Origin of the sequence: Micromonospora maritima (assembly GCF_902825405.1) — a bacterium.
Taxonomy (GTDB): Bacteria; Actinomycetota; Actinomycetes; order Mycobacteriales; family Micromonosporaceae; genus Micromonospora; species Micromonospora maritima.
On record NZ_CADEAU010000032.1, the window covers coordinates 1 to 24,057 of the forward strand.

Annotated in this window: 23 protein-coding genes and 1 pseudogene; 17 read left to right on the forward strand and 7 right to left on the reverse strand. The window is 71.9% G+C overall.

Annotated elements, in window-relative coordinates; all coding sequences use genetic code 11:
• Positions 1-235, forward strand: a pseudogene (locus tag HUW36_RS06140) (SARP family transcriptional regulator); the annotation flags it as partial.
• Here HUW36_RS06140 and HUW36_RS06145 read toward each other — a convergent pair.
• Positions 204-1,133, reverse strand: a complete 930-nt coding sequence (locus HUW36_RS06145; RefSeq protein ID WP_174527215.1) for a hypothetical protein — start codon at positions 1,131-1,133, stop codon at positions 204-206. The pseudogene HUW36_RS06140 and the gene HUW36_RS06145 sit on opposite strands and share 32 nt — an antisense overlap.
• A 185-nt stretch (positions 1,134-1,318) precedes the next feature.
• Here HUW36_RS06145 and HUW36_RS06150 point away from each other — a divergent pair, with 185 nt between their 5' ends.
• The 7 genes from HUW36_RS06150 (at position 1,319) to HUW36_RS06180 (ending at position 5,937) form a co-directional block, all read left to right on the forward strand.
• Positions 1,319-2,686, forward strand: coding sequence for a pyridoxal phosphate-dependent decarboxylase family protein (locus tag HUW36_RS06150; RefSeq protein ID WP_174527216.1), 1,368 nt, complete (start codon positions 1,319-1,321; stop codon positions 2,684-2,686).
• Between the two features lie 29 nt (positions 2,687-2,715).
• Complete coding sequence (locus HUW36_RS06155; protein WP_174527217.1) at positions 2,716-3,351, forward strand: hypothetical protein; 636 nt, start codon at positions 2,716-2,718, stop codon at positions 3,349-3,351.
• A 202-nt stretch (positions 3,352-3,553) separates the two neighbouring features.
• Positions 3,554-3,955 (forward strand): YbaB/EbfC family nucleoid-associated protein, encoded by a 402-nt coding sequence (locus tag HUW36_RS06160; protein WP_174527218.1) that lies wholly within the window; start codon positions 3,554-3,556, stop codon positions 3,953-3,955.
• A complete protein-coding gene (locus tag HUW36_RS06165; RefSeq protein WP_174527219.1) occupies positions 3,942-4,262 on the forward strand; it encodes a type VII secretion target in 321 nt (106 codons plus the stop codon). Before HUW36_RS06160 ends, HUW36_RS06165 begins: the two co-directional genes overlap by 14 nt.
• Complete coding sequence (locus HUW36_RS06170; RefSeq protein WP_246247919.1) at positions 4,259-5,413, forward strand: WXG100 family type VII secretion target; 1,155 nt, start codon at positions 4,259-4,261, stop codon at positions 5,411-5,413. Before HUW36_RS06165 ends, HUW36_RS06170 begins: the two co-directional genes overlap by 4 nt.
• 8 nt (positions 5,414-5,421) lie before the next feature.
• Positions 5,422-5,637 (forward strand): DUF4926 domain-containing protein, encoded by a 216-nt coding sequence (locus tag HUW36_RS06175; RefSeq protein WP_174527220.1) that lies wholly within the window; start codon positions 5,422-5,424, stop codon positions 5,635-5,637.
• Positions 5,638-5,706: 69 nt separating this feature from the next.
• Positions 5,707-5,937: a hypothetical protein gene (locus HUW36_RS06180; protein WP_174527221.1), complete on the forward strand. Its 231-nt coding sequence runs from the start codon at positions 5,707-5,709 to the stop codon at positions 5,935-5,937.
• A gap of 40 nt (positions 5,938-5,977) precedes the next feature.
• Here the strand turns inward: HUW36_RS06180 and HUW36_RS06185 are convergent, their stop codons facing one another.
• Positions 5,978-6,595 carry a hypothetical protein gene (locus HUW36_RS06185; RefSeq protein ID WP_217428778.1) on the reverse strand — a complete coding sequence of 206 codons (618 nt, stop codon included), beginning with the start codon at positions 6,593-6,595 and terminating at the stop codon, positions 5,978-5,980.
• Between the two features lie 439 nt (positions 6,596-7,034).
• Here HUW36_RS06185 and HUW36_RS06190 point away from each other — a divergent pair, with 439 nt between their 5' ends.
• Positions 7,035-7,319 (forward strand): hypothetical protein, encoded by a 285-nt coding sequence (locus HUW36_RS06190; RefSeq protein WP_174527223.1) that lies wholly within the window; start codon positions 7,035-7,037, stop codon positions 7,317-7,319.
• A 46-nt stretch (positions 7,320-7,365) separates the two neighbouring features.
• On the opposite strand, the gene HUW36_RS06195 is transcribed toward HUW36_RS06190, so the two are convergent.
• From HUW36_RS06195 to HUW36_RS06205, 3 genes are read right to left on the reverse strand one after another with little or no spacing between them, the layout of a single operon-like run.
• The gene (locus tag HUW36_RS06195) at positions 7,366-7,980 is read right to left on the reverse strand and encodes a hypothetical protein (RefSeq protein ID WP_174527224.1); all 615 of its coding nucleotides are present in this window, start codon (positions 7,978-7,980) and stop codon (positions 7,366-7,368) included.
• A 6-nt stretch (positions 7,981-7,986) separates the two neighbouring features.
• Positions 7,987-11,445: a protein kinase domain-containing protein gene (locus tag HUW36_RS06200; protein ID WP_174527225.1), complete on the reverse strand. Its 3,459-nt coding sequence runs from the start codon at positions 11,443-11,445 to the stop codon at positions 7,987-7,989.
• A gap of 9 nt (positions 11,446-11,454) precedes the next feature.
• Positions 11,455-12,045, reverse strand: coding sequence for a DUF7019 family protein (locus HUW36_RS06205; protein ID WP_174527226.1), 591 nt, complete (start codon positions 12,043-12,045; stop codon positions 11,455-11,457).
• Positions 12,046-12,353: 308 nt separating this feature from the next.
• Between HUW36_RS06205 and HUW36_RS06210 the strand changes: the two genes are divergently transcribed.
• Together HUW36_RS06210 and HUW36_RS06215 are read left to right on the forward strand one after the other, a co-directional pair.
• The gene (locus HUW36_RS06210; RefSeq protein WP_174527227.1) at positions 12,354-12,689 is read left to right on the forward strand and encodes a nucleotide pyrophosphohydrolase; all 336 of its coding nucleotides are present in this window, start codon (positions 12,354-12,356) and stop codon (positions 12,687-12,689) included.
• Between the two features lie 127 nt (positions 12,690-12,816).
• Positions 12,817-14,730 (forward strand): DUF2075 domain-containing protein, encoded by a 1,914-nt coding sequence (locus tag HUW36_RS06215; protein ID WP_174527228.1) that lies wholly within the window; start codon positions 12,817-12,819, stop codon positions 14,728-14,730.
• Between the two features lie 240 nt (positions 14,731-14,970).
• Here the strand turns inward: HUW36_RS06215 and HUW36_RS06220 are convergent, their stop codons facing one another.
• A complete protein-coding gene (locus tag HUW36_RS06220) occupies positions 14,971-15,645 on the reverse strand; it encodes a GntR family transcriptional regulator (RefSeq protein WP_174527229.1) in 675 nt (224 codons plus the stop codon).
• Between the two features lie 156 nt (positions 15,646-15,801).
• Here HUW36_RS06220 and HUW36_RS06225 point away from each other — a divergent pair, with 156 nt between their 5' ends.
• The 5 genes from HUW36_RS06225 to HUW36_RS06245 are packed head-to-tail and all read left to right on the forward strand — an operon-like array spanning position 15,802 to position 22,479.
• Positions 15,802-17,001 carry a CaiB/BaiF CoA transferase family protein gene (locus HUW36_RS06225; RefSeq protein WP_174527230.1) on the forward strand — a complete coding sequence of 400 codons (1,200 nt, stop codon included), beginning with the start codon at positions 15,802-15,804 and terminating at the stop codon, positions 16,999-17,001.
• A 9-nt stretch (positions 17,002-17,010) separates the two neighbouring features.
• The gene (locus HUW36_RS06230; protein ID WP_174527231.1) at positions 17,011-19,086 is read left to right on the forward strand and encodes a hydantoinase/oxoprolinase family protein; all 2,076 of its coding nucleotides are present in this window, start codon (positions 17,011-17,013) and stop codon (positions 19,084-19,086) included.
• 2 nt (positions 19,087-19,088) lie between these two features.
• On the forward strand, positions 19,089-20,960 hold the full coding sequence (locus HUW36_RS06235) for a hydantoinase B/oxoprolinase family protein (RefSeq protein ID WP_174527232.1): 1,872 nt from the start codon (positions 19,089-19,091) through the stop codon (positions 20,958-20,960).
• A complete protein-coding gene (locus HUW36_RS06240) occupies positions 20,957-21,583 on the forward strand; it encodes an isochorismatase family protein (RefSeq protein WP_174527233.1) in 627 nt (208 codons plus the stop codon). Before HUW36_RS06235 ends, HUW36_RS06240 begins: the two co-directional genes overlap by 4 nt.
• On the forward strand, positions 21,580-22,479 hold the full coding sequence (locus HUW36_RS06245; protein WP_174527234.1) for a hydroxymethylglutaryl-CoA lyase: 900 nt from the start codon (positions 21,580-21,582) through the stop codon (positions 22,477-22,479). The genes HUW36_RS06240 and HUW36_RS06245 overlap by 4 nt, the downstream gene beginning before the upstream one ends.
• Positions 22,480-22,584: 105 nt before the next feature.
• On the opposite strand, the gene HUW36_RS06250 is transcribed toward HUW36_RS06245, so the two are convergent.
• Positions 22,585-23,052, reverse strand: coding sequence for a hypothetical protein (locus HUW36_RS06250; protein ID WP_174527235.1), 468 nt, complete (start codon positions 23,050-23,052; stop codon positions 22,585-22,587).
• A gap of 133 nt (positions 23,053-23,185) precedes the next feature.
• On the opposite strand from HUW36_RS06250, the gene HUW36_RS06255 reads away from it, so the two are divergent.
• The gene (locus tag HUW36_RS06255; RefSeq protein ID WP_174527236.1) at positions 23,186-23,929 is read left to right on the forward strand and encodes a class I SAM-dependent methyltransferase; all 744 of its coding nucleotides are present in this window, start codon (positions 23,186-23,188) and stop codon (positions 23,927-23,929) included.
• Positions 23,930-24,057 lie beyond the last annotated feature (128 nt).

Consider the following 24,057-nt stretch of genomic DNA (forward strand, 5'->3'; position numbering starts at 1 on the left):
CGCGCTGCGCCGGGCCCCGGAACCGCCCCGCGACCTGCTGCTGGAGGCGATGTGGTGTCTCACCGGTCGGGCCGCCGTGACGCTCGGCGACCGGGACACGATGCGGCGGGCGCGGGCCGCGCTCACCCCGGCCGCGGGTGAACTGGCCGGGGCCGGCAGCGGCCTGCTCACCGTCGGTCCGGTCGCCGCGCACCTGGACCGGCTCACCGTCGCGCTGTCGGAGGCGCCAGGGTGACGTCGTCGGTCCCGCTGCGCCGGGTCGCCGCACCGGCCGGGCCCGAGGCCGGGCGCCGCCGGGGCGGGTCGTCCGGCCACCGCCACCAGATGCCGTAGGCGCAGTCGGGGTCCGGCCGCCGCAGCGACACCTCGTAGACGACCTTCCCCGTCGCCCGGTCGCCGCGGGGCTCGCAGGGCGTACGGGCCACCTCCTGGCGACTCGCGCCCGACCGGGTTCGCCGCCAGACCACCTGCCACGCCTCGGCCGGCGCGTCCGGGCGGTCGAACTGCACCCGCACGGACAGCTTCCGGACCCGGCGCTCCTCGCAGCTCTCCCGGTAGTAGGGCTTCATGGGCGCGTACACGTCCTCGAACACCTGCCTGATGCCGACGCTCACCCGACGGCCACGGGCGAGCGGGCCGAGCAGGTACAGCCACCGGTAGACGCGCCCGTCCTCCTCGGCCACGGCGCCGTCGAGCAGGCGGTGTTCCGGGAACAGCGAGGTCGCCTCCTCGACCACCCGGTTCTGTCCGCTCCAGTGGGACCGGACCCCCACCAGACGGATCTGCCGGGTGGCGCGGACCCGTTGCCGCCGCGTGTAGGCGTAGCGGTGGTGGTCCCGCCCGTCGTCACCCCTGACCCGGGTGACGACCAGCGACCCGTCCAGTTCCTCGATCAGGAAGTCCGGCGGGCGGTAGACGCAGCGCACGTAGTAGGTCGCCACCGAGGCGGCGAACAGAAGCGCCGCGAGGACGGCGACAGCCGCCGGTGGGAGGCGCAGCGCGACGAGCCAGGTGGTCCCGACGCCGTAGGCCGTCACGAGCGCCGTGCCGGCGAGGACGCCGAGCTGGAGCAGGTCGGAACCCTGGCGGGCGAGACGGGCGGGGGTGCTCTCCAGCAGTCTCCGCAGGCTCATCGGTCCTCCCGGGCGCCACCTCGTCGGCGGGAAAGCCACCGCCGGTCCGTCCAGTCCACACAATCGCAGGAGTCGATGGGTGAGCCAGCGGTCACGGACGTCACTCAGCACTCACTCCGAGTGCCACCGCCGCCCGTCGACGCCGGCGGTACCCGCGCGTTCGGCGTCGGCGCTAGGGTGCGGCGATGGACGAGCTGAGGGACCTGTTCCGGCGGGCCGCCGACCACGCGGCCGACTACCGGCGGTCACTGCCGGACAGACCGGTCGGGCCGCCGGTCGACCACGCCGCGCTCACCCGCGCGTTCGCCGTCCCGCTGCCCGCCGCGCCCACCCCGCCCGAGCAGGTGCTCGCCGAACTGGTGGCCGCCGCCGAGCCCGGTCTGGTTGCCACTGCCGGGCCGCGCTACTTCGGCTTCGTGGTCGGCGGCGCGTCGCCCGCGGCCACCGCCGCCGACATGCTCGCCGCCGGTTGGGACCAGATCGCGTTCAACCCGGTCACCTCCCCGGCCGCGGTGGCCGCCGAGACGGCCGCCGGCGCATGGCTCAAGGACCTGCTCGGCATCCCGGCGACCGCGTCGGTCGGCTTCGTCACCGGCGGGCAGGCGGCCAACACCGCCGGCCTCGCCGCCGCCCGCCACCGGGTGCTCGCCGACGCCGGCTGGGACGTGGAACGACGCGGCCTGATCGGCGCGCCAGCGGTCCGGGTGTTCGCCGGTGCCGAACGGCACGCCACCATCGACAGGTCGCTGCGGCTGCTCGGCCTCGGCACCGACGCGCTGCGCCCGGTGCCGACCGGCCCACAGGGCGCGATCGACCCGGACGCGCTCGCGGCGGCGCTGCACGAGGCCGGTCCCGGACCGACAATCGTCTGCCTGCAGGCGGGCAACGTGAACACCGGCGCGTGCGACGACCTGCGCCGGGCGTGCGACCTGGTGCACCGGCACGGCGGCTGGGTACACGTCGACGGCGCGTTCGGGCTGTGGGCGGCCGCCGGCCCGAGCACCCGGCACCTGGTCGACGGGCTGGAGGCGGCCGACTCGTGGGCCTGCGACGGCCACAAGTGGCTGAACCTGCCGTACGACACCGCGTTCGCGTTCTGCGCCCGGCCCGACGTGCACGCGGCGGCCATGTCGTACGCGGCCGCGTACCTCGTGGGTTCCGGTGGCGTGCCGGCGGGCGCGGACCTGACCGCGGAGTCCTCGCGCCGCGCCCGGGGTTTCGCGGTCTGGGCGGGCCTGCGGGAGCTGGGTCGCGACGGCGTCGCGGAGCTGGTCGAGCGGTGTTGCGCGCTGGCCCGCCGGTTCGCCGACGGGTTGGCCGCGGCCGGGTTCGAGGTGGCCAACGAGGTGGTGCTCAACCAGGTGCTGGTCGGGTTCGGCGACGACGCGCGCACCGACCGGGTGGTGGCCGCCGCGCAGGCCGACGGGACGTGCTGGGTGGGCGGGACGACGTGGCGGGGGCGGCGGCTGATGCGGATCTCGGTGTCGAACGCGACCACGACGGAGGCGGACGTGGACCGGACGGTGGCGGCGCTGGTCCGGTTGGCCCGCTGAGCGGGCGACGGGATGGTTCACTGACGGCCGTGACGTGGCGACGGGCCGCCTGTGCGGCGGTGGTGCTGGTGGTGGCCGTGGCGGCCGTCGGCGGATGGCGCTGGTGGCATCAGCGTCCGCCCTACGGTCCGGAGGCGCTGCACCTGAACTCGTCGCTGGAGTTCGTCGACTACGACGAGGCGCAGGCGGCACTCGGGCCGGCGTACCAGGCGCCGGTGGCGTCCGACGGTGACCAGTTGGTGCTGGGGCGGGTGTCCTGGCAGAAGCCGCCGGCCCGGTTGGACGGCGGATACTTCGCGCTGTTCCTCATCGACAAGCGGACCGACTACAAGCCGCCGGTGTTCGGGGTGGCCGCGCCGCAGCAGAGCGTCGGCATGGGCAGCGCCGGGGTGGAGAACAGGATCCCCGAGCGTTACCCGTGGCTGCGCGGCGCGGGCGACATCCGGGTCGGCGAGCACGAGTGGCTCAGCGTCGGCAGCCGACTGGCGATCGGGGACGTCGGCGCCTCACCTGTGACGTTCGTGGCGCTCTTCCCGCACCTGGAGAAGAACCAGCGGGACGTTCCGATCGCCAGCGCGCCGGTGACGTTGCCGGACCTGCTGTTGGCGCTGGTCTACATGGGACCGGACGGGCAGGTCTACTGGGCGTCGCGGCTCCAGGGCTGAAACCACGCCCCTCGTCGGCGCACACCCGCGCCCGGGCCGGTGGTCGCCTCCACCCGGCGAGGCGCAACAGATGCCGACCATCCGTCCTCACGCTCCCACGTGACGCTGCTCGTCCGCCGCGGATGGCGTCAATCGGGGGCATTCACCGAGCGCGACGAGTTGCTAGCGTGACTGTCACCGATGTCCTCAGGGGAGGGTGGCCATGTGGGCGGACGAGGCCGCGCTGGACGCGGCGACGCGCCGGCTCGACGAGTGGGAGTCGTCCCTCGCCGACCGGGCCGCGCGCGCCCGTGACCTGTCCGCCCGCACGCAGGCGCTGACCGGCACCGCCCGCAGCGCCGACGGCCTGGTCGAGGTCACCGTCGACCAGGCCGGTGCGCTGGCCGACCTCCGGCTGGACGAACGCACCCGGCAGCACTCCGCCGCCCACACCGCCCGGCAGATCCTCACCACCGCCCGGGCGGCTCGCACCGACCTGCTGCGGCAGCTCACCGAGGCGACCACGCAGACCCTCGGCGACGACGACCCGGCCGCACGCGCGATCGTCGAGAGCCACCGGCGACGGCTCGACCCCGACCCTGGCACGCCCGATGCCGAGCGCTGAGGGCCTCCAGGTCGACCCGGACGACCTGACCGCCCACGCCGCCCACCTGCACCGCTGCGCCGACCGCATCGACACCGCACGCGGCGCCGGCCAGCAGGTCCGGTTGAGCGCCGACGCGTACGGGCAGCTCTGCGCGATCATGCCGCTCCTGCTCGACGGCCTCCAGCGCACCCTGACCGACGGCATCGGCACCGCGGCCGCCTCGGTGCGCGACACCGCCGACAAGGTCCGCGCCGGAGCCGAACGCTACCGCGCTTCCGACGCCCACGCCGCGCACCTGCTGGACCAGGTGCGGCCCCGGCGGTGACGACCAACCCACTGGTCGCCGCCGCGACGGACACCGGCCCCAGCGCCTGGGCCGGCGTGTGGATCTGCGAGGACATCGAACTCATCGCCCAGGGCGTCCGCAGCGGCAGCTGGATCGACGGCAGCCTCGGCGTGGTCAGCGCCGGCCTGGACGCGCTCGCCCTGGTGTCCGACCCGGCCGGCGCGCTCCTCCAGTACGGCATCGCCTGGCTCATCGAGCACGTCCGGCCGCTCAGCGAGGCCCTGGACTGGCTCGCCGGCGACCCGGCCGCCATCACCGCCCACGCCCAGACCTGGCGCAACGTCGCCGCGTCGCTGCGCGAGGACGCCGCCGAACTGGCCCACGCCGTCCGCACCGAGGTCGCCGGCTGGACCGGGACCGCCGCCACCGGCTACCGGCGCTGGGCGGGCGAGCAGCAGCAGGCGATCACCGGGCTGGCCCAGGGTGCCGAGGCGATGGCCGCGATCACCGAGGGCGCCGCCGGCCTGGTCGCGGCCGTGCGCCTGCTGGTCCGCGACGCCATCGCCGCCTGCGTGTCCCGCCTGATCGTGTACGCGACCGAACTGGTCGCCACGGCCGGGCTCGCGACGCCGCTGGTGGTGGAGCAGGTGACCACGACCGTGGCGTCGTGGGCGGCGCGGATCGCGCGGCTGGTCCGGGGGTTGTTGGCGAGCCTACGGCGGTTGATGCCGGAGGTGCGACGGCTCGGCGACCTGATCGAGAAGCTGAGGGAGGCACTGAGCCGGTTACGGCGCCAGCCCGCCGAGCCTCGCCCGCCGCACGATTTCGAACCGCCTCGGACACCTCGTGACCCCGACGCGCCCGACTTCAGCAATCCCGAGATCGACTCTCGGAAGATCACTGGCTACGCGATGAACCCAGAACACCCCGTCGGCAAGAACAAGTACCGGGTCATCAACGCGGCCACCGGGCTAGGCCCCGAAGACGCGGCGGTGGTCGAGCAGCAGATCCGCGAGGGCGTGCAGCACGGATCACCGCTCCCGGGCAAGGTCGACCAGTACGGCCATCGCTGGTCGGTGGACGTGCCGCTGACCGGTCCCTCCGGAACTATCCTGGTCCGGACCGCCTGGATCCTGGAAGCAGGTGGGTCCACACCACGTCTTGTCACCATCTCCTTCCCGCCCAAGTGAGGACACCCGTGGAGCTGTACGACCTGGTCCAACTCAGGGATGCCCTTCCGGAGGAGAACCTGCCCGCCGGGGCGGTCGGCACGATCGTGCATGTCTTTCACCGGCCCGATCTCGCCTACGAGGTGGAGTTCACCGACGAGGACGGCCGCACGCTCAGCAGCGTGGCTCTGACCCCGGACAAGGTCCGACGGGCCGGGGCTGACGGCAGCGGACAGCAGCACTGACCCGGCCTTCGGACGCCTCCACGCTCGATCTAGGATGCATGGTTCACCTGAGAACCGGACAATGACGAGATGGGCATGATGGTGGCCGCCCGGCGGGCCGACGCCCCGGCCGACGAGGTGCGCTACGAGTTCGGGTTCGAGGACAGGTTCGACCGCATCCTGGTGATCGATCCGCGAACATCGGAGGCGCGTGTCGAGGACGGCGACTTCGATGCCGCCGCCAGCGCCATCACTGCCAAGGTCGTCAACTGCTGGCGGGACCGCGGTGACTTCCCGCAAAGGGTGCTGTTCGCCGGCTAGCCATGGACCGGCCGGACCGAGTGATTGGGCTACCCGCCGGTCAGGGCCACGTGGGCGGGGGTGGGCCGAACGCACGGCGGCCGGCCCGTACCGCCAGCGTGGCGAGGGCGGCGTTCGCGCCACCACCGATCAACGCACCGATGCCGAACGGCGCCACGCGGCCGAGAACGATAATCCCCTGCTTGGTCCCGTACTTGGTGACGAAGTGCTTCCCAAGGACCTTGTTGATCTGCTTCAACGTCTCGCTCGGCACCTTTGCGACGATCTGGCGTCCCCAGTGCTGCCCTGTACGCTCGGCGACCTTGCTGATGGTGGCGGAACCGGATCCGCCGAGCATGATTCCCATGACGATGGTTCGGCGGCGCTCGACCTCGTCGATGCGGACGCCGTGGACTTCGGCGATCGAGAGCGCGAAGAGGGCGCTCAGCTCAAGGGAAGAGAGAGCCTCGCCGGCCGAGAGCGCCAAGGCGACGCCGGTGCCGACGCCGGGCGCGGCCGCCGCTCCGCCCACCGCCGCACCCGTCCCGGTCAAGGCGCTGACGTACATGCGTTCCAGGCTTCGGATCACCTGTTCGGGCGTGGCCTCTGGGTTCCGCTGGCGGGCCCGGGCGATGTTCTTGGCGACCAGGGGGCTCTGGATGGCGATGGCCTTGTCCAACAGGTCGAGGACTCGCTGCCCGGGTACGGGTTCCTGGGTAACTGGTCCGTCGAGGGCATCTGTCGCCATTCCGTGAACTCCTTCGATCATCAGCGCCGGCCGAGCCTCATTCGATCAAGGATGCAAGCCTTGCGCCAGACAGCTGGTCTGCAGAAAGTGGATGCTGAACAGCCACCGGCTTTGCCCTGAAGGGACGAAGCGAGCTCATCCGTCTGAGGTCGGGGATGCGTCAGCTCAGGGTGAGGCGCCGATCCGCGTCGAACCGGTCCCAGCCGCTGGTCACCCCACAGGCAAGCCGTACCGAAGCAGGCGGTCGATCTTCTCGTTGCGCCGCCATCAGCCGAGGCCCTTCAAACCGGCGCGCAGCTTCGAGGTTCGCGCTCGACCACGAGGATCAATGGTGGCATGGTCGTTCGGCCCGGCCGAGAGGAGTTGACCGATGGCCACCTTGGACGAGTGGCTCGACGCGTACGAGGTCGTCTACCGCGCCCTGCCCGCGACGGCGCACCTGCCCTGCCCCAACTGCGGACACCACGCCCTACGCATGGTGTTCATCGGTCCCCCGGGTGCCGGGTACGGCTATGCCTCGTTCTGGTGCGACACCTGCCTGGAGGGGATCCACGTCTCCCGTGCGCCAGTGCCGGCCGGTGCGGCAGCACGGTCGATCGACGCGCCCGACGAGGAACGTGGCCGAGGCATCCCGAACTATCGCTTGGTGACGTAGGAGGCCGGCGCGGGACCGCTCTCGGCTTCACCCGTTCACGGCTCCTCTACCGGTCGGGGATGGAGACGCCGTCGGCGTCCAGCGGTGAGCCGTCCAAGGCGCGGTCGGTCTCGACCGCGGTCAGTCGCACGGCCACGTCTCCGTCCGAGGTCGGGAAGCGGCTGAACCTCATCAGGACGAATCCCGACCGCTTGTTGCCCCGTACGGCGTTGCCGAGGGGCGTCATGCCGACGCCCTCGACGAGCCACTGGTAGACCGGCTGCGCGTCCTCGTCCCGCCAGCCCCTCAACCTGGCCTGGTGAACCGCCAGGGTCAGCTTCTCGGCCAGGTACGCCGGGTCACACACGCTCACGATCGTCAGGTCCAGTTCCTCGAACCGGTGCCCCGCCCCGAACTGCCACCGGACCCGGACCTCCCGGACTCCAGGAGTCAACGGACGCCCGAGGAACATCCAGTAGTAGGTGTCCATCACGGGCGCGTGGATCCTGAGCCAGCTCTCCCGGTCCTTCTCCAGCACGATCCAGGGTGAGGGGACCTCATTGAACTCGTCGGTCCACACGACCTCGGGGATCTCCCACGCCTCCTGCCAGGACCGGACCCGATCCCGGTTGGCGAGGAACCTCGCGCGCAGCTCGTCGTGCTGGCGGCGTCGTCGGAACACTGTCGATCACTCCCCGTAGTCCCAGTCGAGGCCCCAGATGCGGACGTTGCCCTGATAGTCGCCGGTGACGACGGTGCTGAAGGAGCCGTCGGCACGTACCGTCTTCACCCAGACGAGGTGGCCGTGCAGCGTCCGGATCCGGCGTCTCGCTCGTAGGTCCCAGACATCGACGGTCTGCTCACCCGGGTCCCCCGCGACGGCGAATGCCCCGTCGGCGGAGACCGCCAGGTTGTCGATCCGGTGGACCTGGCCGTCGGGGTCGTCGAGGTCCCTCCCGTCGAACACCAGCTCTCCGGTCGCGGCGTGCCAGACGACGAAGCCCTTCTCACCGGCGATGGCGGCGAGACGACGGCCGCCGGTGAAGGCGAGACGGGCCGAGGAACTGTGCTTGACCCGCTGGAGCTTGTACAGCGGGCGCCGGCCGCCCGGTCGCCACGCGGTCAGGTGGGTCATCTCGGCCATCAGCAGCACACCGGAGGCGAAGCGGATCTCCGTGTGCGCGTCGACGCGGGGGAAGGTCTTCACGCTTTGCCCGGTGTCCAGCGACCGGACCTCCACGGTGGTCGTGTCGCCGGTTCGCAGGAGCACGGCGACCAGGCGGGACGTCGCGTCGGCCGTAACTCCGTCTATGGTTCCGCGCCCGGTGCGGACCGTGGCGACGCAGGCCGCGGCCTCCAGCGACCACACCGTCGCCAGGCCGTACCCGAATCCGACGGTCAGCAGGTCGCCGGAGAGGTCGAGCGTCGTCTCACCCTCGTCGCGGGGCAACGCGCCGGCGACCCGGAACCGCGGCTCGAACGTCGCGGTGTCGTGGCAGGCGACCGACCCGTCCGAGTAGCCGATGACCAGGTCACGCCCGCCCCTGGCAAAGCGCAGCGTGGAGGCCGGGTTCCGTTGCTGGGCCACCGAACCCGCCTTCTCGAGCGTCTCCAGGTCGAAGATCTCGACCGTGTCGACGTTGGCGGGGAAGGCGAACAGTCTGCCGTCCTCGCTGACGTCGTAGGTGCCCCGGGTGAGCATGACGTCGGACAGTTCCTGCTCCACCCAGACGCCTGCCAACGCGGTGCGCCGCAGGTCCCGGCCGGCGGCCCGGGACGCACGGCGCAGTCGAGGGTGGCGGTGATAGCCGGGAATGGCCCTGGCCTCGCGGATCGCGTCGGCGGCGCGCCGCCGCTCCCCCGCCCGGATCAGCGCGTCGATGCGTGCCATCACCTGTTCGAACGCCCGTTCCTCGTGGGCGAGGACACCGACCGGGCGGGGCGGCGCGTACGACCAGGGAGCGAGATGCCCGCTGAGCGGCATGGGCAGGCGGGACAGCGAGGTCCGGCCACGGGGGTAGCCGCCCGACTCGGCGATGACGGCGTACCCGCAGTTGCCGCTGAACGCCGCCGCGTCGCGGTGCGTACCCCGATCCCAGTCCTTGCCGAAGGTGCGGACGCACCGGCGGTTGGCCAGTTCGAGCACCTGGAGGTCGCCGGTCCCGGGGTCGAGCAGGGCCCAGCCCGCCCGGCCCGACACGCCGAGCAGGTCGTATCCCATCAGCCAGGGGATCTCCCACCGTCGCGGCCCGTCCCAGATCCGCATGTCGACCGCCATCAGGGTACGGAACGCGGCCCTCAGGACCGTGGAACCGTCCGCGGCCAGGGCGACCTTCTGGTTGTCGGGCCCCAGCTCGTCGGGAAGCATCTCCAGGCCGCGCATCCGGGTACGCCGCAGCGGCCACCACTGCTCCACCCGGTGATCGACGCCGGAGTGGGCGCGCCCCAACGAGGCCGAGACGACCACCTCGGCGTCCCGGCCGAGAATAACGCGGGTGACCCTGCCCTCGTGCGGCCGGAGGTCGGCGACCGGCTCCCACGTGTCGGCACGGAGGACGAGGACGCGACCGTCGGCCGTTCCCACGGCCGCGAAGGCACCCTCGGGGCTGAGCGCGACGGCGGTCCCGCCCTCCCACCGGCCGTCGAGATCGGCCGCTCCGTCGGCGAGACGCCACCTCTCGACCACGGAGTCCTGGTAGCAGACGAGGACCCGGGTGCCGGCCTCGTCGACGGCGACGTCGACCGGGGTCCGGCCGGAGTCGCCGAGTTCGGCGACGACCCGGCCCGCGAACGCGTCCCAGATCCGCACCGCGCCCGACTCCTCGGCCACGACCACGTGCGTCGCGTCATGGTCGCAGGCCATCGCCACGACCGTGCCGGTCGTGCGCCCGAACACCTCCAGGGTGCCCCTCGGCTCCAGTCGGGCGCACCGTTCACGCGCGGCCGCGATCTCGGGCGAGCCCGGGTGCTTGCGGTCCGCCTCGGCCAGGTGGCGCGCGGCGAGGACACCGTCGCCGCGTTCCATGTGCACCATGGCGGCCAGATGGTCCGCCTCCCAGGAGTCGCCGGTGGCGGCCAGCTCCGACAGCAGGGTCTCGTCGGTGACCACGCCGTTGCCCCACCTGATCAGCCCGTGGTTGTAAACCGCGCGGACGTTGTTCGGGTCGATCGCCTTCGCCCGCTCGAACAGCTCGACCGCCCGGTCCCGCTCACCGAGGTCCCACAGCGACAGCGCCTTGTTGGACAGGCCGTCGGCGCGCAGCGACGGCGGGACCTCGTCGGGGTGCGGGTAGGGGCTTCCGGTGGCGTGGGCGTACGCGTCCAGCAGAACGGCCTCCGCCTGCGCGGTGTCGCCGACCCGGGACCGGGGATCGTGGTCGAGGCAGCCCGCCAAAAGCTCGCGCAGCGCGGGCGGGAGGTCGTCGCGCAGCTCCGCCAGCGCGTCCGCGCCCTCGTGCCCCCACCGCCAGAGCCGGCGACCGTGCAGCACCTCGATCACCGTCAACGCCCAGGACCACATGTCGCTGGTCCGGCCGATCCGGCCCTGCGGATCGACCTGCTCGGGCGAGCAGTACTGCGGGGTGAAGCCGCCGAGCGTCGCGTACCCCGTCTCGTCGCCACCCGGCGCGGGCGACGAGACGGACGCCTTCGCCTTGGCCGTCCCGAAGTCGGTGACCCGCGCCGTCTGCCCGTCGTACATGACGTTGGACGGCTTGACGTCCTGGTGCACAAGACCCGCCGCGTGGGCGTGCCCGATGCCGCGCAGCATCTGGATCGCCACGTCGAGCGCCCGCGGCAGGTCCCGGCACCGACCGTCCCGGACCGCCGCGGTCAGGTCACCGCCCGCGACCCACTCCGCGAAGATCACCGGGTACGCGCCGACGCGCTGGACATAGTTGCAGCCGACCACGTTCGGGTGCGGGTCGAGATCGGTCCAGGCCTGCGCCTCCTGCGCGAGCAGGTCGAGGATCCCGGGCGCCGAGGCCAGGTCGGGGCGCGGTGTCTTCACCGCCAGGTCGACGCCCCAGGCGAGGTGATGGGCGCGGTAGACGAATCCCGTACCCCCGGTCTGGACCACCTCCTCGATGCGGAACGTGTCGAGGACGGTCTCCCCCGGCCGCCACCGGATGACCTGCCCCGCGTCCACGCCGAGGCCCTAGTCGACCAGCGCCACGTAGATCGGGCTGCCCAGCAGCGTGCCGTTCGGGCCCGGCTTCCCGGTCAGCCGCTTCGCGACGAACTCGACCCGTTGCGCCGGCCCCGGCAGCGCGGCCCCGATCTGCGCCAACGACTCGTGGAAGCGCTCGTCGTCGAACTCGCCCGGGTCGGCTCGCAGTTCCTGGAGCTTGCGGAACAGGTACGGCGGGACCGATCCGACCGGTTCGGCGTCGCCGCCACCGACCACGTGCGACGCCGAGCCGCCCAGGACGACGACCTGGTCGTCGAGTGTTCCCGCGAAGACCACGATGCCGGCGGTCGGGAAGACCTGCCAGCGCATCTCCAGGCAGGCCTGGACGTAGGGGCGCTCCTCGTCCGCGGCGCCGATCTGGTCGGCGTCCTGCAGATGCCGGATGACCTTCTCCAGCTTGTCGAGGTCGTGACGCTCGGGCAGGACCGCCTTGCGGCTGTAGCGGACGACCTTCAGGTCCACGGCGAGTTCGGTCTCGTGCTGCGCGGAGGAGGCGACCTGCGCGGCCAGGAGCCCGATCTTGAGGTGCGAGAGGTAGAGGTAGTACTTCAGGCTCAAGATGCACTCCGGTTACGGGGAGACGTCCGAGCCCCACCCTACGTGGCGCATGCTCGCGCCGCTGACCCTCGATCGACAGAGATCGGTGTCAGCGTGCCACATACTGAGGACCACCTCGCATGAACCGAGGGAGTCATCGATCCGCCGGCCGTCGACCTGACCGGAGCGCGCGCCGATTCTCAGCGGCCGCGACACGTAGTTCCGTGGTTCGGCAGAGTGCTGTCGCCGATGACCTCGGCGATCCGCTCGGCGAAGGTTGGCTGCTGGCGGGCTCATGGACGGCGCTCCGACCATGCAAGACTTTCCCGGTGAACGACCTGACCGCTCAGCTGCGAGCCTTCGCCGAGGACCGCGACTGGCAGCAGTTCCACACGCCGAAGAATCTCGCCATGGCCCTGGCCGGCGAGGTCGGCGAGCTGCTGGCCGAACTGCAGTGGCTCACGCCTGAACAGGCAGCGGCGGTGATGGACGATCCTGAGGCGGGCGCGCGCGTCCGGGCAGAGGTCGGCGACGTGATGATCTACCTGACCCGCCTCGCGGATGTCCTCGGCATCGACCTGGAGGCGGCTGCCGTCACCAAGTTGGCGGAGGTTGCGGTCCGCTATCCGGTTCAACAGGTCAAAGGCTCCGCCACCAAGCGGTAGCGGGGCGTGCGCGGAGATCATCTCTTCGCTACAGTCCAGCCGTACAAGCGCGTAACGACGGGCTTCCAGCCGGTGCCGGACATGCCCCCCATGCGCACGATGAATTCGTGCTGCCCGGGGGCATGTGTTGTCAGCGTTCCGCACCTCCGCCGATGGTCTCCTCCGCTATGCCACCGCCGGCACGATCGCCGATCGGGTCGCGGAACAGATCGGCCACAACGTGAGCGCCGCAGAACGCCGGTCGTGGGAGCGCAGTCTCACGGTGCTCGGGCAGGATCTGGCCGATGCCGGGCTGGGTCAGGTGGAGGTACTGGTCGAGTACCAGCTACCGCTGACGAGCAAGCGGGTCGACGTGGTGCTCGCGGGCGTGCATCCGAGGACCGCCGACGACTCTTACGTGGTGGTGGAGCTGAAGCAGTGGTCGCGGGCCGAGTCTTATGAAGGATCCGACCGGCTGGTGCTGGTCGAGCACGCCCGCGGCCCACGTCTGCACCCCGGTGTGCAGGTCGGAGACTACTGCGAGTACCTGACGGACTTCCTCGGCGTCCTGTCCCATCGTCGCACCCAGATTGTCGGCGCCGCGTACCTCCACAATGCCGTGGACCGGGATGTGAACGACCTTTTCGTGCGGCGGCCCACGCAGCAGAGCCGGATCTTCACCAAGCAGCGCCGTGGGCAGTTCCTCGACTACCTGCAAACCTACTTAGCTCCCGCTCCGGGGGCGGCGGCCGCAGACCGCTTCCTCACCAGTTCTGTCCGCCCGAGCAAGCACCTCCTGTCGTACGCCGCGGCCGAGCTGAAGGTGCGGTCGCACTTCACGCTGATTGATGAGCAGCGGTTAGCGTACGAGTTGGTGTTGCACGCCGTGGAGCGGGCGCGCGCCGCGGACCGCAAGTCGGTCGTGGTGGTGTCCGGTGGACCAGGCAGTGGCAAGAGCGTGATCGCGCTGTCAGTGCTCGGGGAGTTGGCCCGCCAGCAGCGCTCGGTCATGCACGCCACCGGTTCGCGATCGTTCACCCAAACCCTGCGCAGATACGCCGGCAAGGGCTCGACCCGCTTGAAGAACCTGTTCGGCTACTTCAACAGCTTCATGGCCGCTGAGAGGAACGGCCTTGACGTGCTGATTTGCGACGAGGCACATCGGATCCGGGAAACGTCGGTCAACCGCTTCACGCCGAAGGCAAAGCGGGACAAGGCTCGCCCGCAGATTGATGAGCTGATCGCCGCCGCGCGGGTGCCGGTCTTCCTCCTCGACGAACATCAGGTGGTCAAGCCGGGCGAGCTGGGTAGCGTCGACGTCATATCCGCGTACGCGAAGCAACTCAACCTGGAGGTGGAGGTCGTGTCGCTACACGACCAGTTCCGGTGCGGCGGCAGCGAGGCGTACGAGGAGTGGGTCCTCGACCTGCTCGGCCTCGACGGCGGTGAGCCGTCGGTATGGACCGGTGACGGTCGGTTCGACCTGCGACTGGCGGAATCGCCGGAGGAGATGGAGGCGTTCCTGCAGGCGAAGCAGGCCGCCGGGGAGACTGCTCGCATGTCCGCGGGCTATTGCTGGCCGTGGAGCGACCCCCGACCGGACGATTCCCTGGTCCCGGACGTGCAGGTCGGTGGCTGGGCCCGGCCCTGGAACGTCAAGAGTGACCGTAGCGTCGGTGACGCGCCGGGTAGTGCGTTCTGGGCCACCGACCCGAACGGCTTCGGTCAGGTGGGGTGCGTGTACACGGCCCAGGGCTTCGAATACGAATGGTCCGGCGTGATCATCGGGCCGGACCTGATTGCCCGCGACGGCCGGCTGGTGACCCAACGGACCGAGTCGAAAGACCCGGCATTCCGCAGTCGGAAGCAGCTCAGCGACTCCGAGGCGGACCGGCTGATCCGGAACACCTACAAGGTGTTGATGACCCGAGGCATGCGCGGCACCATCCTCTACTCCACCGACCCCGAGACACGCGCCTATCTGGCTTCCTTGGTCCACGTGAAGCGTCTGGTAGAGACGACTTACGAACCCGTCGCCGACGAAGCCACAATGCACAGCTGAGGCGCCCCTGGCAGCGTGCCTATTCGGCTGCGACGCGCTCTTCGAACACGGTCATGTCGTTCTGGACGCCGCCGGAACGATTCGGCTCGACCCCGACCTGCAGGGAGAACTTCTCGCGGCAGCCCGCCCTCTCGCTGGTCGCCGATGCGACGCATACAACCCGCGGTCGCGTTCCTTCTTCGAGGCGCACGCGGTAACCCCGACGCCCTGACGACGGCACCGGGTACGAGCCGCCCCACGTCACATGTCGTGACCCGGGCGGATGGAGTGCCACGCCGCCCGCACGTGGCTGCGCATGACCGACTCGGCCCAGTCGGGGTCGGCGGCGGTGAGTGCCGCCACCAGTTCGTGGTGGTGCGCGAGGCTCCGGCGCAGGGCCTCGGGGCTGTAGTGGGAGAACGTCCGCCAGACGAGCGGCATCTGGATCACCGAGGAGACGACGCCGGCGAGGCGGCTGTTGTCGGACGCCTCGAGGATCATCCGGTGGAACTGGTTGTTCAGCTCGGTGAGCTGGTCCACGTCGGTCGGTCGTCCGTCCGGCGCGACCTCGTCCATCCGGTGGGCCAGCGCGTCGAGCGCGGCCACGTCGACGGTGCCGGTGGTGGCCGCCAGGCGACAGCCCCAGGGTTCAAGCACCGACCGCAGGCTGAAGATCTCGTCGAGGTCGTGGACGCTCCAGGCCTGGACCTGCACGCCGCGGTTGCGTTCGTGGCGGACCAGCCCTTCGGCGGTGAGTCGTCGCAGCGCCTCCCGGACCGGCGTCCGGCTCACCCCGACCGACTCGGCCAGCTCGCCCTCGCGGAGCCACTCGCCGGCCGACCGCTGCCCGGACAGGATCTGGTCCCGGATCAGCCGGTAGGCGTGGTCGGCGGCGTGGCCGTTGTCGGCCTCCCGCAGCCCGGTGCGGTCACTCATGATGCTCCGCACGGTAACAACGCGGCAGGTTGTATGCAATGAGCCCGCGGACCATTGACAGCGCGAACATGAGGAGCCTACTTTTCCCGCACAGCCTGCTGTAACGCCAGTCACACGTCGGGTTGATTGCATGCAAAGACGCTGATTGAGGGGTCCATGAGCACTCCACTGCCGCTTGACGACGTCCGGGTGATCGAGCTGGGCCAGCTGCTGGCGGGACCGTTCTGCGGCCAGCTCCTGGGTGACTTCGGCGCCGAGGTGATCAAGGTCGAGGACCCGGGTCGGGGTGACCCCATGCGGCAGTGGGGGCGCGAGAAGCCGTACGGGAAGTCGCTCTGGTGGCCGGTGGTGGCGCGGAACAAGAAGTCCGTGACCGCGGACCTGCGGACCGACGAGGGACAGGATCTGGTACGCCGGCTCGTCGCGCGGGCGGACGTGCTGATCGAGAACTTCCGGCCGGGCACGCTGGAGCGGTGGGGCCTGGCCCCGGAGCGCCTGTGGGAGATCAACCCCGGCCTGGTGGTCACCCGGGTGACCGGCTTCGGCCAGACCGGCCCCTACTCCTCCCGCGCCGGGTACGGCTCGATCGGTGAGGCGATGGGCGGGATCCGGTACGTCACGGGCGACCCCGACCGCCCCCCGGCGCGAGCCGGCGTGTCCCTGGGCGACTCCCTCGCGGCGACGTTCGCCTGCCTGGGCACCCTGGTGGCGTTGCACCAACGCGGACGCACCGGTCGGGGCCAGGTGGTGGACTCGGCCATCTACGAGGCCGTGCTGGCGATGATGGAGTCGCTCGTCCCCGAGTACCAGATCGCCGGCTACCAGCGGGAGCGGACCGGGACGACCCTGCCGAACGTGTCCCCGAGCAACGTCTACCCGACCGCCGACGGCGAGATGGTGCTGATCGCGGCGAACCAGGACACGGTGTTCCGCCGCCTCGCCGAGGCGATGGGACGGGCCGAGCTGGCCACCGACGAGCGGTACGCCACGCACGGCGCGCGCGGACGGTGGATGGAGCAGCTGGACGGCCTGATCGCCGAGTGGAGTTCCACGCTCGGGTCCGACGACCTGCTCGAGCGGCTGCACGCGCACGGCGTTCCGGCGGGCCGCATCTTCCGGGCCCGGGACATGCTCGCCGACCCGCACTTCGCCGCGCGGGAGGCGATCGTCCGGCTGACCCATCCGGACCTCGGCGAGTTCGCCATGCACAACGTCGTACCCCGGCTCTCCGACAGCCCGGGCCGGGTCCGGCACGTCGGCCCCGAGCTCGGCGAACACAACGAAGACATCTACCGCGACCTGCTGGGACTCGACGACGGCGCGATCGCGTCGCTGCGTTCCGCCGGCGTCATCTGAGGAGGAACCATGACCTACCGGCTCGGTGTGGACGTGGGGGGAACGTTCACCGACATCCTGCTGATCGACGAGGCGACGGGAGACACCTACCGGGCCAAGACCTCCTCCACCCCCGAGGACCAGTCCGTCGGGGTGCTGCGGGGCATCGAGCGGGCCTGCGCGGCGGCCGGTGTGCCCATGTCGGAGATCGCCGAGGTGTTCCACGGCACCACGGTCGCCACGAACGCGATCCTCGAGGGTAAGGGCGCCCGGGTCGGGCTGGTCACCACCGAGGGCTTCCGGCAGGTGCTCCAGATCGCCCGGTCGTTCGTGCCGGGGGGCCTCGCCGGCTGGATCATCTGGCCGAAGCCGGAGCCGCTGGCGGCCTTGGAGGACACCGTGGAGGTCCGCGGCCGGATCGGCGCCGACGGCGCGGTGGTGACCGAACTCGACGAGGCGGACGTCCGCGCGAAGCTGCGCCGGCTGCGGACGCAGGGCATCGAAGCGCTGAGCGTCAGCCTCATCCACTCCTACGCCAACCCGGAGCACGAGCGCCGCGTGGCCGAGCTGGCCGCCGAGGAGCTTCCGGGCGTACCGGTGTCGTTGTCGTCGTCGGTGCTGCCGGAGCTGCGCGAGTACGAGCGGACCATCACCACGGTCGCGAACGCCGCCGTGCAGCCGCAGGTGGCGCGCTACGTGGCGAACCTGGAGGCGCAGCTGCGCGAGTCGGGGGTGGCCGGACGGCTGTGCATCCTGCGCAGCGACGGCGGTCTGGTCTCCGCGGCCGTCGCCGCGGACAACCCGGTGAACCTGCTGCTGTCGGGGCCCGCCGGCGGGGTGACCGGCGCGACCTGGGTGGCGGAGCAGGCCGGCTACCGGGACTTCCTGACCTTCGACATGGGTGGCACCTCCACCGACGTCGCCCTGGTCCAGGGGTTGTCGCCGCGGGTGGGCCGGGAGACCACCGTCGGGGACCTCAAGGTCCGGGCCACCTCCGTCGACGTCCGGACGGTGGGCGCCGGAGGCGGTTCCATCGCCCACGTGCCACCGCTGACCCAGGCGCTGCGGGTGGGCCCGCAGTCGGCCGGCGCCGCCCCCGGTCCGGCCGCGTACGCGGCGGGCGGCGACCAGCCGACGGTGACCGACGCGAACGTCGTGCTCGGCTACCTGCCCACCGACCTGGCCGGGGGCGAGATCACGCTGGACCGCGCGGCGGCGCGGGCGGCGGTGAAGTCGATCGCCGACGCCACCGGTCTGGAGTCGGTGGAGGCCGCCGCCGCCGGCATCATCGACATCGTCAACGAGAACATGTTCGGCGCGCTGCGGCTGGTGTCGGTGCAGCAGGGCTTCGACCCGCGCGACTACGCGCTGGTGGCCTTCGGTGGCGCCGGTCCGCTGCACGCCAACGCCCTGGGCCGGCTGACCGGCGCCTGGCCGGTGATCATCCCGCCGTCGCCCGGGGTGCTGTGCGCCTACGGCGACGCGACCACGAACCTGCGCGACGAGTCGGTGCGCACGCTGGTGCGACGCTTCGGCGAACTCACCGACTCCAGCCTGCGCGCCGTCCTCGACGAACTCGCCGCCAAGGCGTGCGCCACCCTCGGCGAGCAGGGCGTCCCCGCCGAGGAGCAGCGGGTCGTCTACTCCGCCGACCTCCGCTACCACGGCCAAGGTTTCGAGATCCCCGTGGCCGTCGACATCGACGCCTTCGACGGGACCGGCGGTGGGCTCGATGCCCTGCGGTCGGCGTTCGACGCCGATCACCAGCGGCTGTTCTCCTTCGTCCTGGACGCCGAACACGAACTGGTGACCGTCCGGGCCACCGCGCACGGCCCGCGGCCGCAGGTCGCCGCGCCCGAGGTCGAACCGGGCGACGCGGACCCGAGCGCCGCGCTGCGGGCCCACCACCGCATCTGGGTCGACGGCGCCGAGGTCGAGGCCGGCGGCTACGACCGGGCCCTGCTGCGCGCGGGCAACGTCGTGCCGGGCCCGGCGATCATCACCGAGATGGACTCCACCACCCTCGTGCTGCCCGGGCACACGGCCACCGTGCACCCCAGCGGCAGCCTCCTCATCCGTCCCGTCGACACCACCACGGAGAGCTGACCATGGCACGCCTCATCGAGACCGCTACCGGACCACTTCGCTCCGTGGACGTCGACCTGGTCACCCTCGACCTGATCGAGAACGGGCTGCGCAACGCCCGCTACGAGATGGACGAGGTGCTCTTCCGGACCGCGCTGTCGCCGGGCATCCGGGAACAGCACGACGAGTTCCCGCTGATCGCCAACCGCGACGGGAAGATGATGGTGGGACAGTTCGGGCTGTCCATCCCGGACTTCCTGGAGAACTTCGACGGCGACATCGAGGAGGGCGACGTCCTGCTGACGTCGGACCCGTACTCCTGCGGCGCCGCGATCAGCCACGCGAACGACTGGCTCGTGGTGCTGCCCATCTTCTTCGAGGGACGGATCGTGGGCTGGGCGGCGATGTTCGGGCACATGTCCGACGTCGGCGGCAAGACCCCGGCGTCGATGCCGACCGACGCCCGCACCATCTTCGAGGAGGGCGTGGTCATCCCGCCGTTCAAGCTGTACCGCAGGGGGGTGCTAGCCGAGGACGCCCTGCGGATCATCCTCAACCAGGTGCGCAAGCCCGACTGGAACCGGGCGGACCTCAACGGGATCGTCGCGGCCTGCCGGACCGCCTCCCGTCGGGTCCAGGAGATGTGCGCCCGGTTCGGGGTGGACACCTACAACTCCGCGCTCGACCAGCTCCTCGACCGCAACTACCGGGCCATGAAGGTGCTGCTCGAGGCGGTGTTCGCCGAGGGCGAGACGCTGTCGTTCACCGACTACATCTGCGACGACGGGCTCGGCTACGGACCCTACGAGCTCAAGCTCAGCCTGACCCGGACCGGCGAGAAGGTGCTGCTGGACTTCACCGGCAGCAGCCCGCAGGCGCAGGGACCGATCAACTACTACATCAACGAGAACCTCGTGCGGATGTTCTTCGGCATCTACATGATCACCGTCGCCGACCCGCAGATCCTCTGGAACGACGGCTTCTATCCGCTGGTCGACGTCACGATCCCCGACGACTCGTTCTGGAAGCCCGCGTACCCCGCCGCCCTCAACGCGCGCAACCACGGCATCGGACGCGTCTTCGACCTGTTCGGCGGCCTGCTCGGCCAGACGAACCCCGGGCTGCTCAACGCCGCCGGCTTCTCGTCGTCACCGCACTTCATGTACTCGGGCACCTACGGGCCCGGTGAGCGCAAGGGCGAATGGTTCCAGCTCTACTCCATCGGCTTCGGCGGCATCCCGGGCCGGCCGGTGGGAGACGGCCCGGACGGCCACTCGCTGTGGCCGTCGTTCGTCAACATCCCGTGCGAGTACCTGGAGTCCTACTACCCGCTGCGCGTCGAACGCTGGGAGACCGTCGCGGACACCGGCGGCGCCGGACTGCACCGCGGCGGCAACGGCGTCGACGTGGCCTACCGGTTCCTGGAGGCCGGCACCATCGCGATCCACGACGACCGCTGGCTGACCTATCCGTGGGGGGTGAACGGCGGCGAGCCCGGTGCGCGGGGCCGCAAGTGGCTCGAACGCGCCGACGGCGGCACCGAGATCCTGGGCAGCAAGGTGCACGACGTGCCCGTGGCCCCGGGCGACGTGCTGCACTTCGTCACCTGGGGCGGCGGCGGCTGGGGCGACCCGCTGGCCCGCGACCCGGAACTGGTCGGCCTCGAGGTCCGCCGGGGCCTGGTCACCCCCGCGGGCGCCCGTCGCTACGGCGTGGTCTGCGACGAGGCCGGCGCCGTCGACGTCGCGGCCACCGAGGAGGTACGGGCCGAGCTGCGCCGCGGACGCCCCGACCCGCTGCCCACGTTCGACATGGGGCCGCCGATCGAGACGGTCCTGGACCGGTGCCTGGAGGAGACGGGCCTGCCCGCACCCCGGCCGCCCGTCGCCCGATGAACCCCGCGCCGACCAGCCGCGACGACGGATTCGGGGGCGCGCTCCCGCCCGGCGCCCGTCCCGCCGTGCTCGTCATCGACCTGATGCGGGCCTACTTCGACCCGGCCAGCCCGCTGTGCCTGCCGTCCACCGACTGCCTACGGTCGGCCGGCCGGGTCGTCGCCGCGGCCCGTGGGCACGGGATCCCGGTGCTGCACACCCGCGTCGCCTACGGGCCCGGCGGTGTCGACGGAGGTCTGTTCGTCCGGAAGGTCCCCGCCCTGCGGCAGCTCGTCGACGGCGGTGGCGCGATGGGGCAGCCGATGCCGGAGGTCTGCCCCGCCGACGACGAGCTGGTGCTGGTCAAGCAGTACGCCAGCGCCTTCTTCGGCACGTCCCTGGCGTCCACCCTGCGCGCGGCGCGCATCGACACCGTGGTGCTGGTCGGCGTCAGCACGAGCGGTTGTGTACGCGCCACCGCGGTGGACGCGATGCAGCACGGTTTCGTGCCGCTGGTGGTGCGGGAGGCGGTCGCGGACCGCGCCGCCGGCCCGCACGAGGCGAGCCTGTCCGACCTGCAGGCCAAGTACGCCGAGGTGGTCGGCGAGGCCGACGCCGTCGCCTACCTGTCGGAGGACCGATGACCGCCGGCATCGACATCGTGGAGGTGTCACCCCGCGACGGCCTGCAGAACGAGTCGACGGTCCTCACCACCGACGACAAGGTCGAGCTCGTCGACCGGGCGGTGCGGGCGGGAGCGCGGCGGGTCGAGGTGACCAGCTTCGTCAACCCCGCCCGGGTGCCGCAGATGGCGGACGCGGACGAGCTGATGGCCGCGGTCCCCCGCCACGACGGCGTCCGGTACGCGGGCCTGGTGATGAACCGCCGCGGCCTGGACCGGGCGCTGGCCGCGGGCGTCGACGAGATCAACGTCGTCGTCGTGGCCACGGACACCTTCTGCGGCCGCAACCAGGGCATGACCACGGCCCAGGCGTGCGACACGGCGGCCGAGCTGGTGCGGGCGGCCGGCGCGGCGGGGGTGTTCGCGACGGTGACCGTCGGCGCGGCGTTCGGCTGCCCGTTCGAGGGCGAGGTCCCGCTGTCCCGGTTGCGGGAGGTGCTCGCCAGGGTGCGGGACGCCGGCGCCGACGAGCTGGCTCTCGCCGACACCATCGGGGTGGCCGTACCGTCCGACGTCACCGACCGGTTGGCGCTCGCCCGGGAGGTCACCGACGCGCGGACACCGCTGCGGCTGCACCTGCACGACACCCGGCACACCGGTGTGGCCAACGCGGTCGCGGCGGTCCAGGCCGGCGTCACCACCCTCGACGCCAGCATCGGCGGAGCGGGCGGTTGCCCGTTCGCGCCGGCGGCGACCGGAAACGTCGCCACCGAGGATCTCGTCTACCTCTTCGACCGGATGGGGCGGTCCACCGGGCTGGACCTGGGGATGATCACCTCGGCCGCCTCCTGGCTGGAAGGCAGGCTCGGCAAGCGGCTGCCGGGCGCGCTGCTGCGGGCGGGACCGTTTCCCGCCTGAGCCCGGGGCGGCGACGGTCCTCCCCCGGTCGGCATCGCGAAGTGCTCGCGCGGTGACCGGCACGTCGGCCGACCGCTCTCGCGGCCCGGGCGGCGGCCGGCCGGGTCACCAGTCGCGGGCCCACTCCGGCGGCGGTACGACCGCGAGCTGCGGCTCCCCGCTGATCGGTTCCAGCGCGTGCACGATCCGCAGGTCCCCGTCGGCGGCGGCGTCCTCGTCGATGCACACCCGGCCGCTGCTGCCGTCGGCGCCGACCAGCAGCCACCGGTCGGGGTGCACGCTGCCGTCGTCGACGAGCGCCCGTACGCCGAAGGTCCGGGCGAGGGTGACGGCAAGGTCCCGTTCGCCCTGGCCGGTGGCATCGGCGAGCGCGGTGTCGCCGGTCAGGATCCAGCCGAAGCCCTCGTCCTCGTCGGGCGGGGTGAGCATCGCGACCGGGCGGGGACCGTCGACGTCGCGCGCATCGAGTGGCCCGATGTGGACGGTCTCCGGCGCGATGCCGTACTCCCGGTGCAGGAAACGGCGCAGGGCGTCCGCCGGCAGCTCGCCCTCGACGTGGATCTGATACCGCACCCGCACCACCCCCGGGGCTTCACCGAGCGACCGCACGACTCGGCAGGATACCCACGAGCAGCCGACCACGCCGCGGTGCGTGGTGCGCCACAGTGCTTGCTCCGCCGGCCCGCCGGATAGTTGGCTGAGCGGTATGGCCCGCATCGCGTACCACGACGCGGACGCCGAGGCGTTCGCCGCGACCCGTCACCTCACCGACGACGGCCTCACCGCCTGGCGCGCGGCCGTCGCCCGCCACCTCGACCCGCGTCCCGGCATGCGCCTGGTCGACCTGGGCGCCGGCACCGGCAGCTGGGCCCGCGCCTTCACCACCTGGTTTCCCGGCGTCGAGGTCGTCGCCGTCGAGCCGTCGGCGGCGATGCGCGCCCGCTGCGCGTTCGCCCCACTGGTCGCGGGCGACGCCGCCCACGTCCCGCTGGCCGACCGGAGCGTCGACGCCGTGTGGGTGTCCACGGTCATCCACCACGTGCCCGACCTGGCCGCCGCGGCGCGCGAGCTGCACCGGGTGCTGCGGCCCGGCGCGCCCGTGCTCATCCGGTCCGCGTTCGCCGGACGGCACGAGGCGATCACCCTGTTCCGCTTCTTCCCGGAGGCGATCCGCGTGCTCGACTCCTATCCCGGGGTCGCCGACGTGGCGGCCGCCTTCGCCGGCGCCGGGTTCTCCACCGTGGCCGTCGAGCCGGTTCCCCAGGTCACCGCGACGTCGCTGCGGGAGGCGGCCGCCGACCTGCGGCGGGAGGCACACACCCCGCTTCAGCTGATCACCGACGACGCGTACGCCGCCGGGCTGGAGCGACTCCGCGAGGCCGCGCAGGTCGAGGCCGGGCCGGTGATCGACGCGCTGGACCTGCTGGTCCTGCGCCGCGACGGCGGGTGAGTCGTTACCGATATCAGCTCGACAGGGGGCGGTGGGCGGCACCCCACCCGGCACCCCGGCGCGCCGTCGCGCGGCAGCCCGACGACGGCACCCCGCCCGGCACCAGGCGAGCCGTCGGGCGGCAGCCC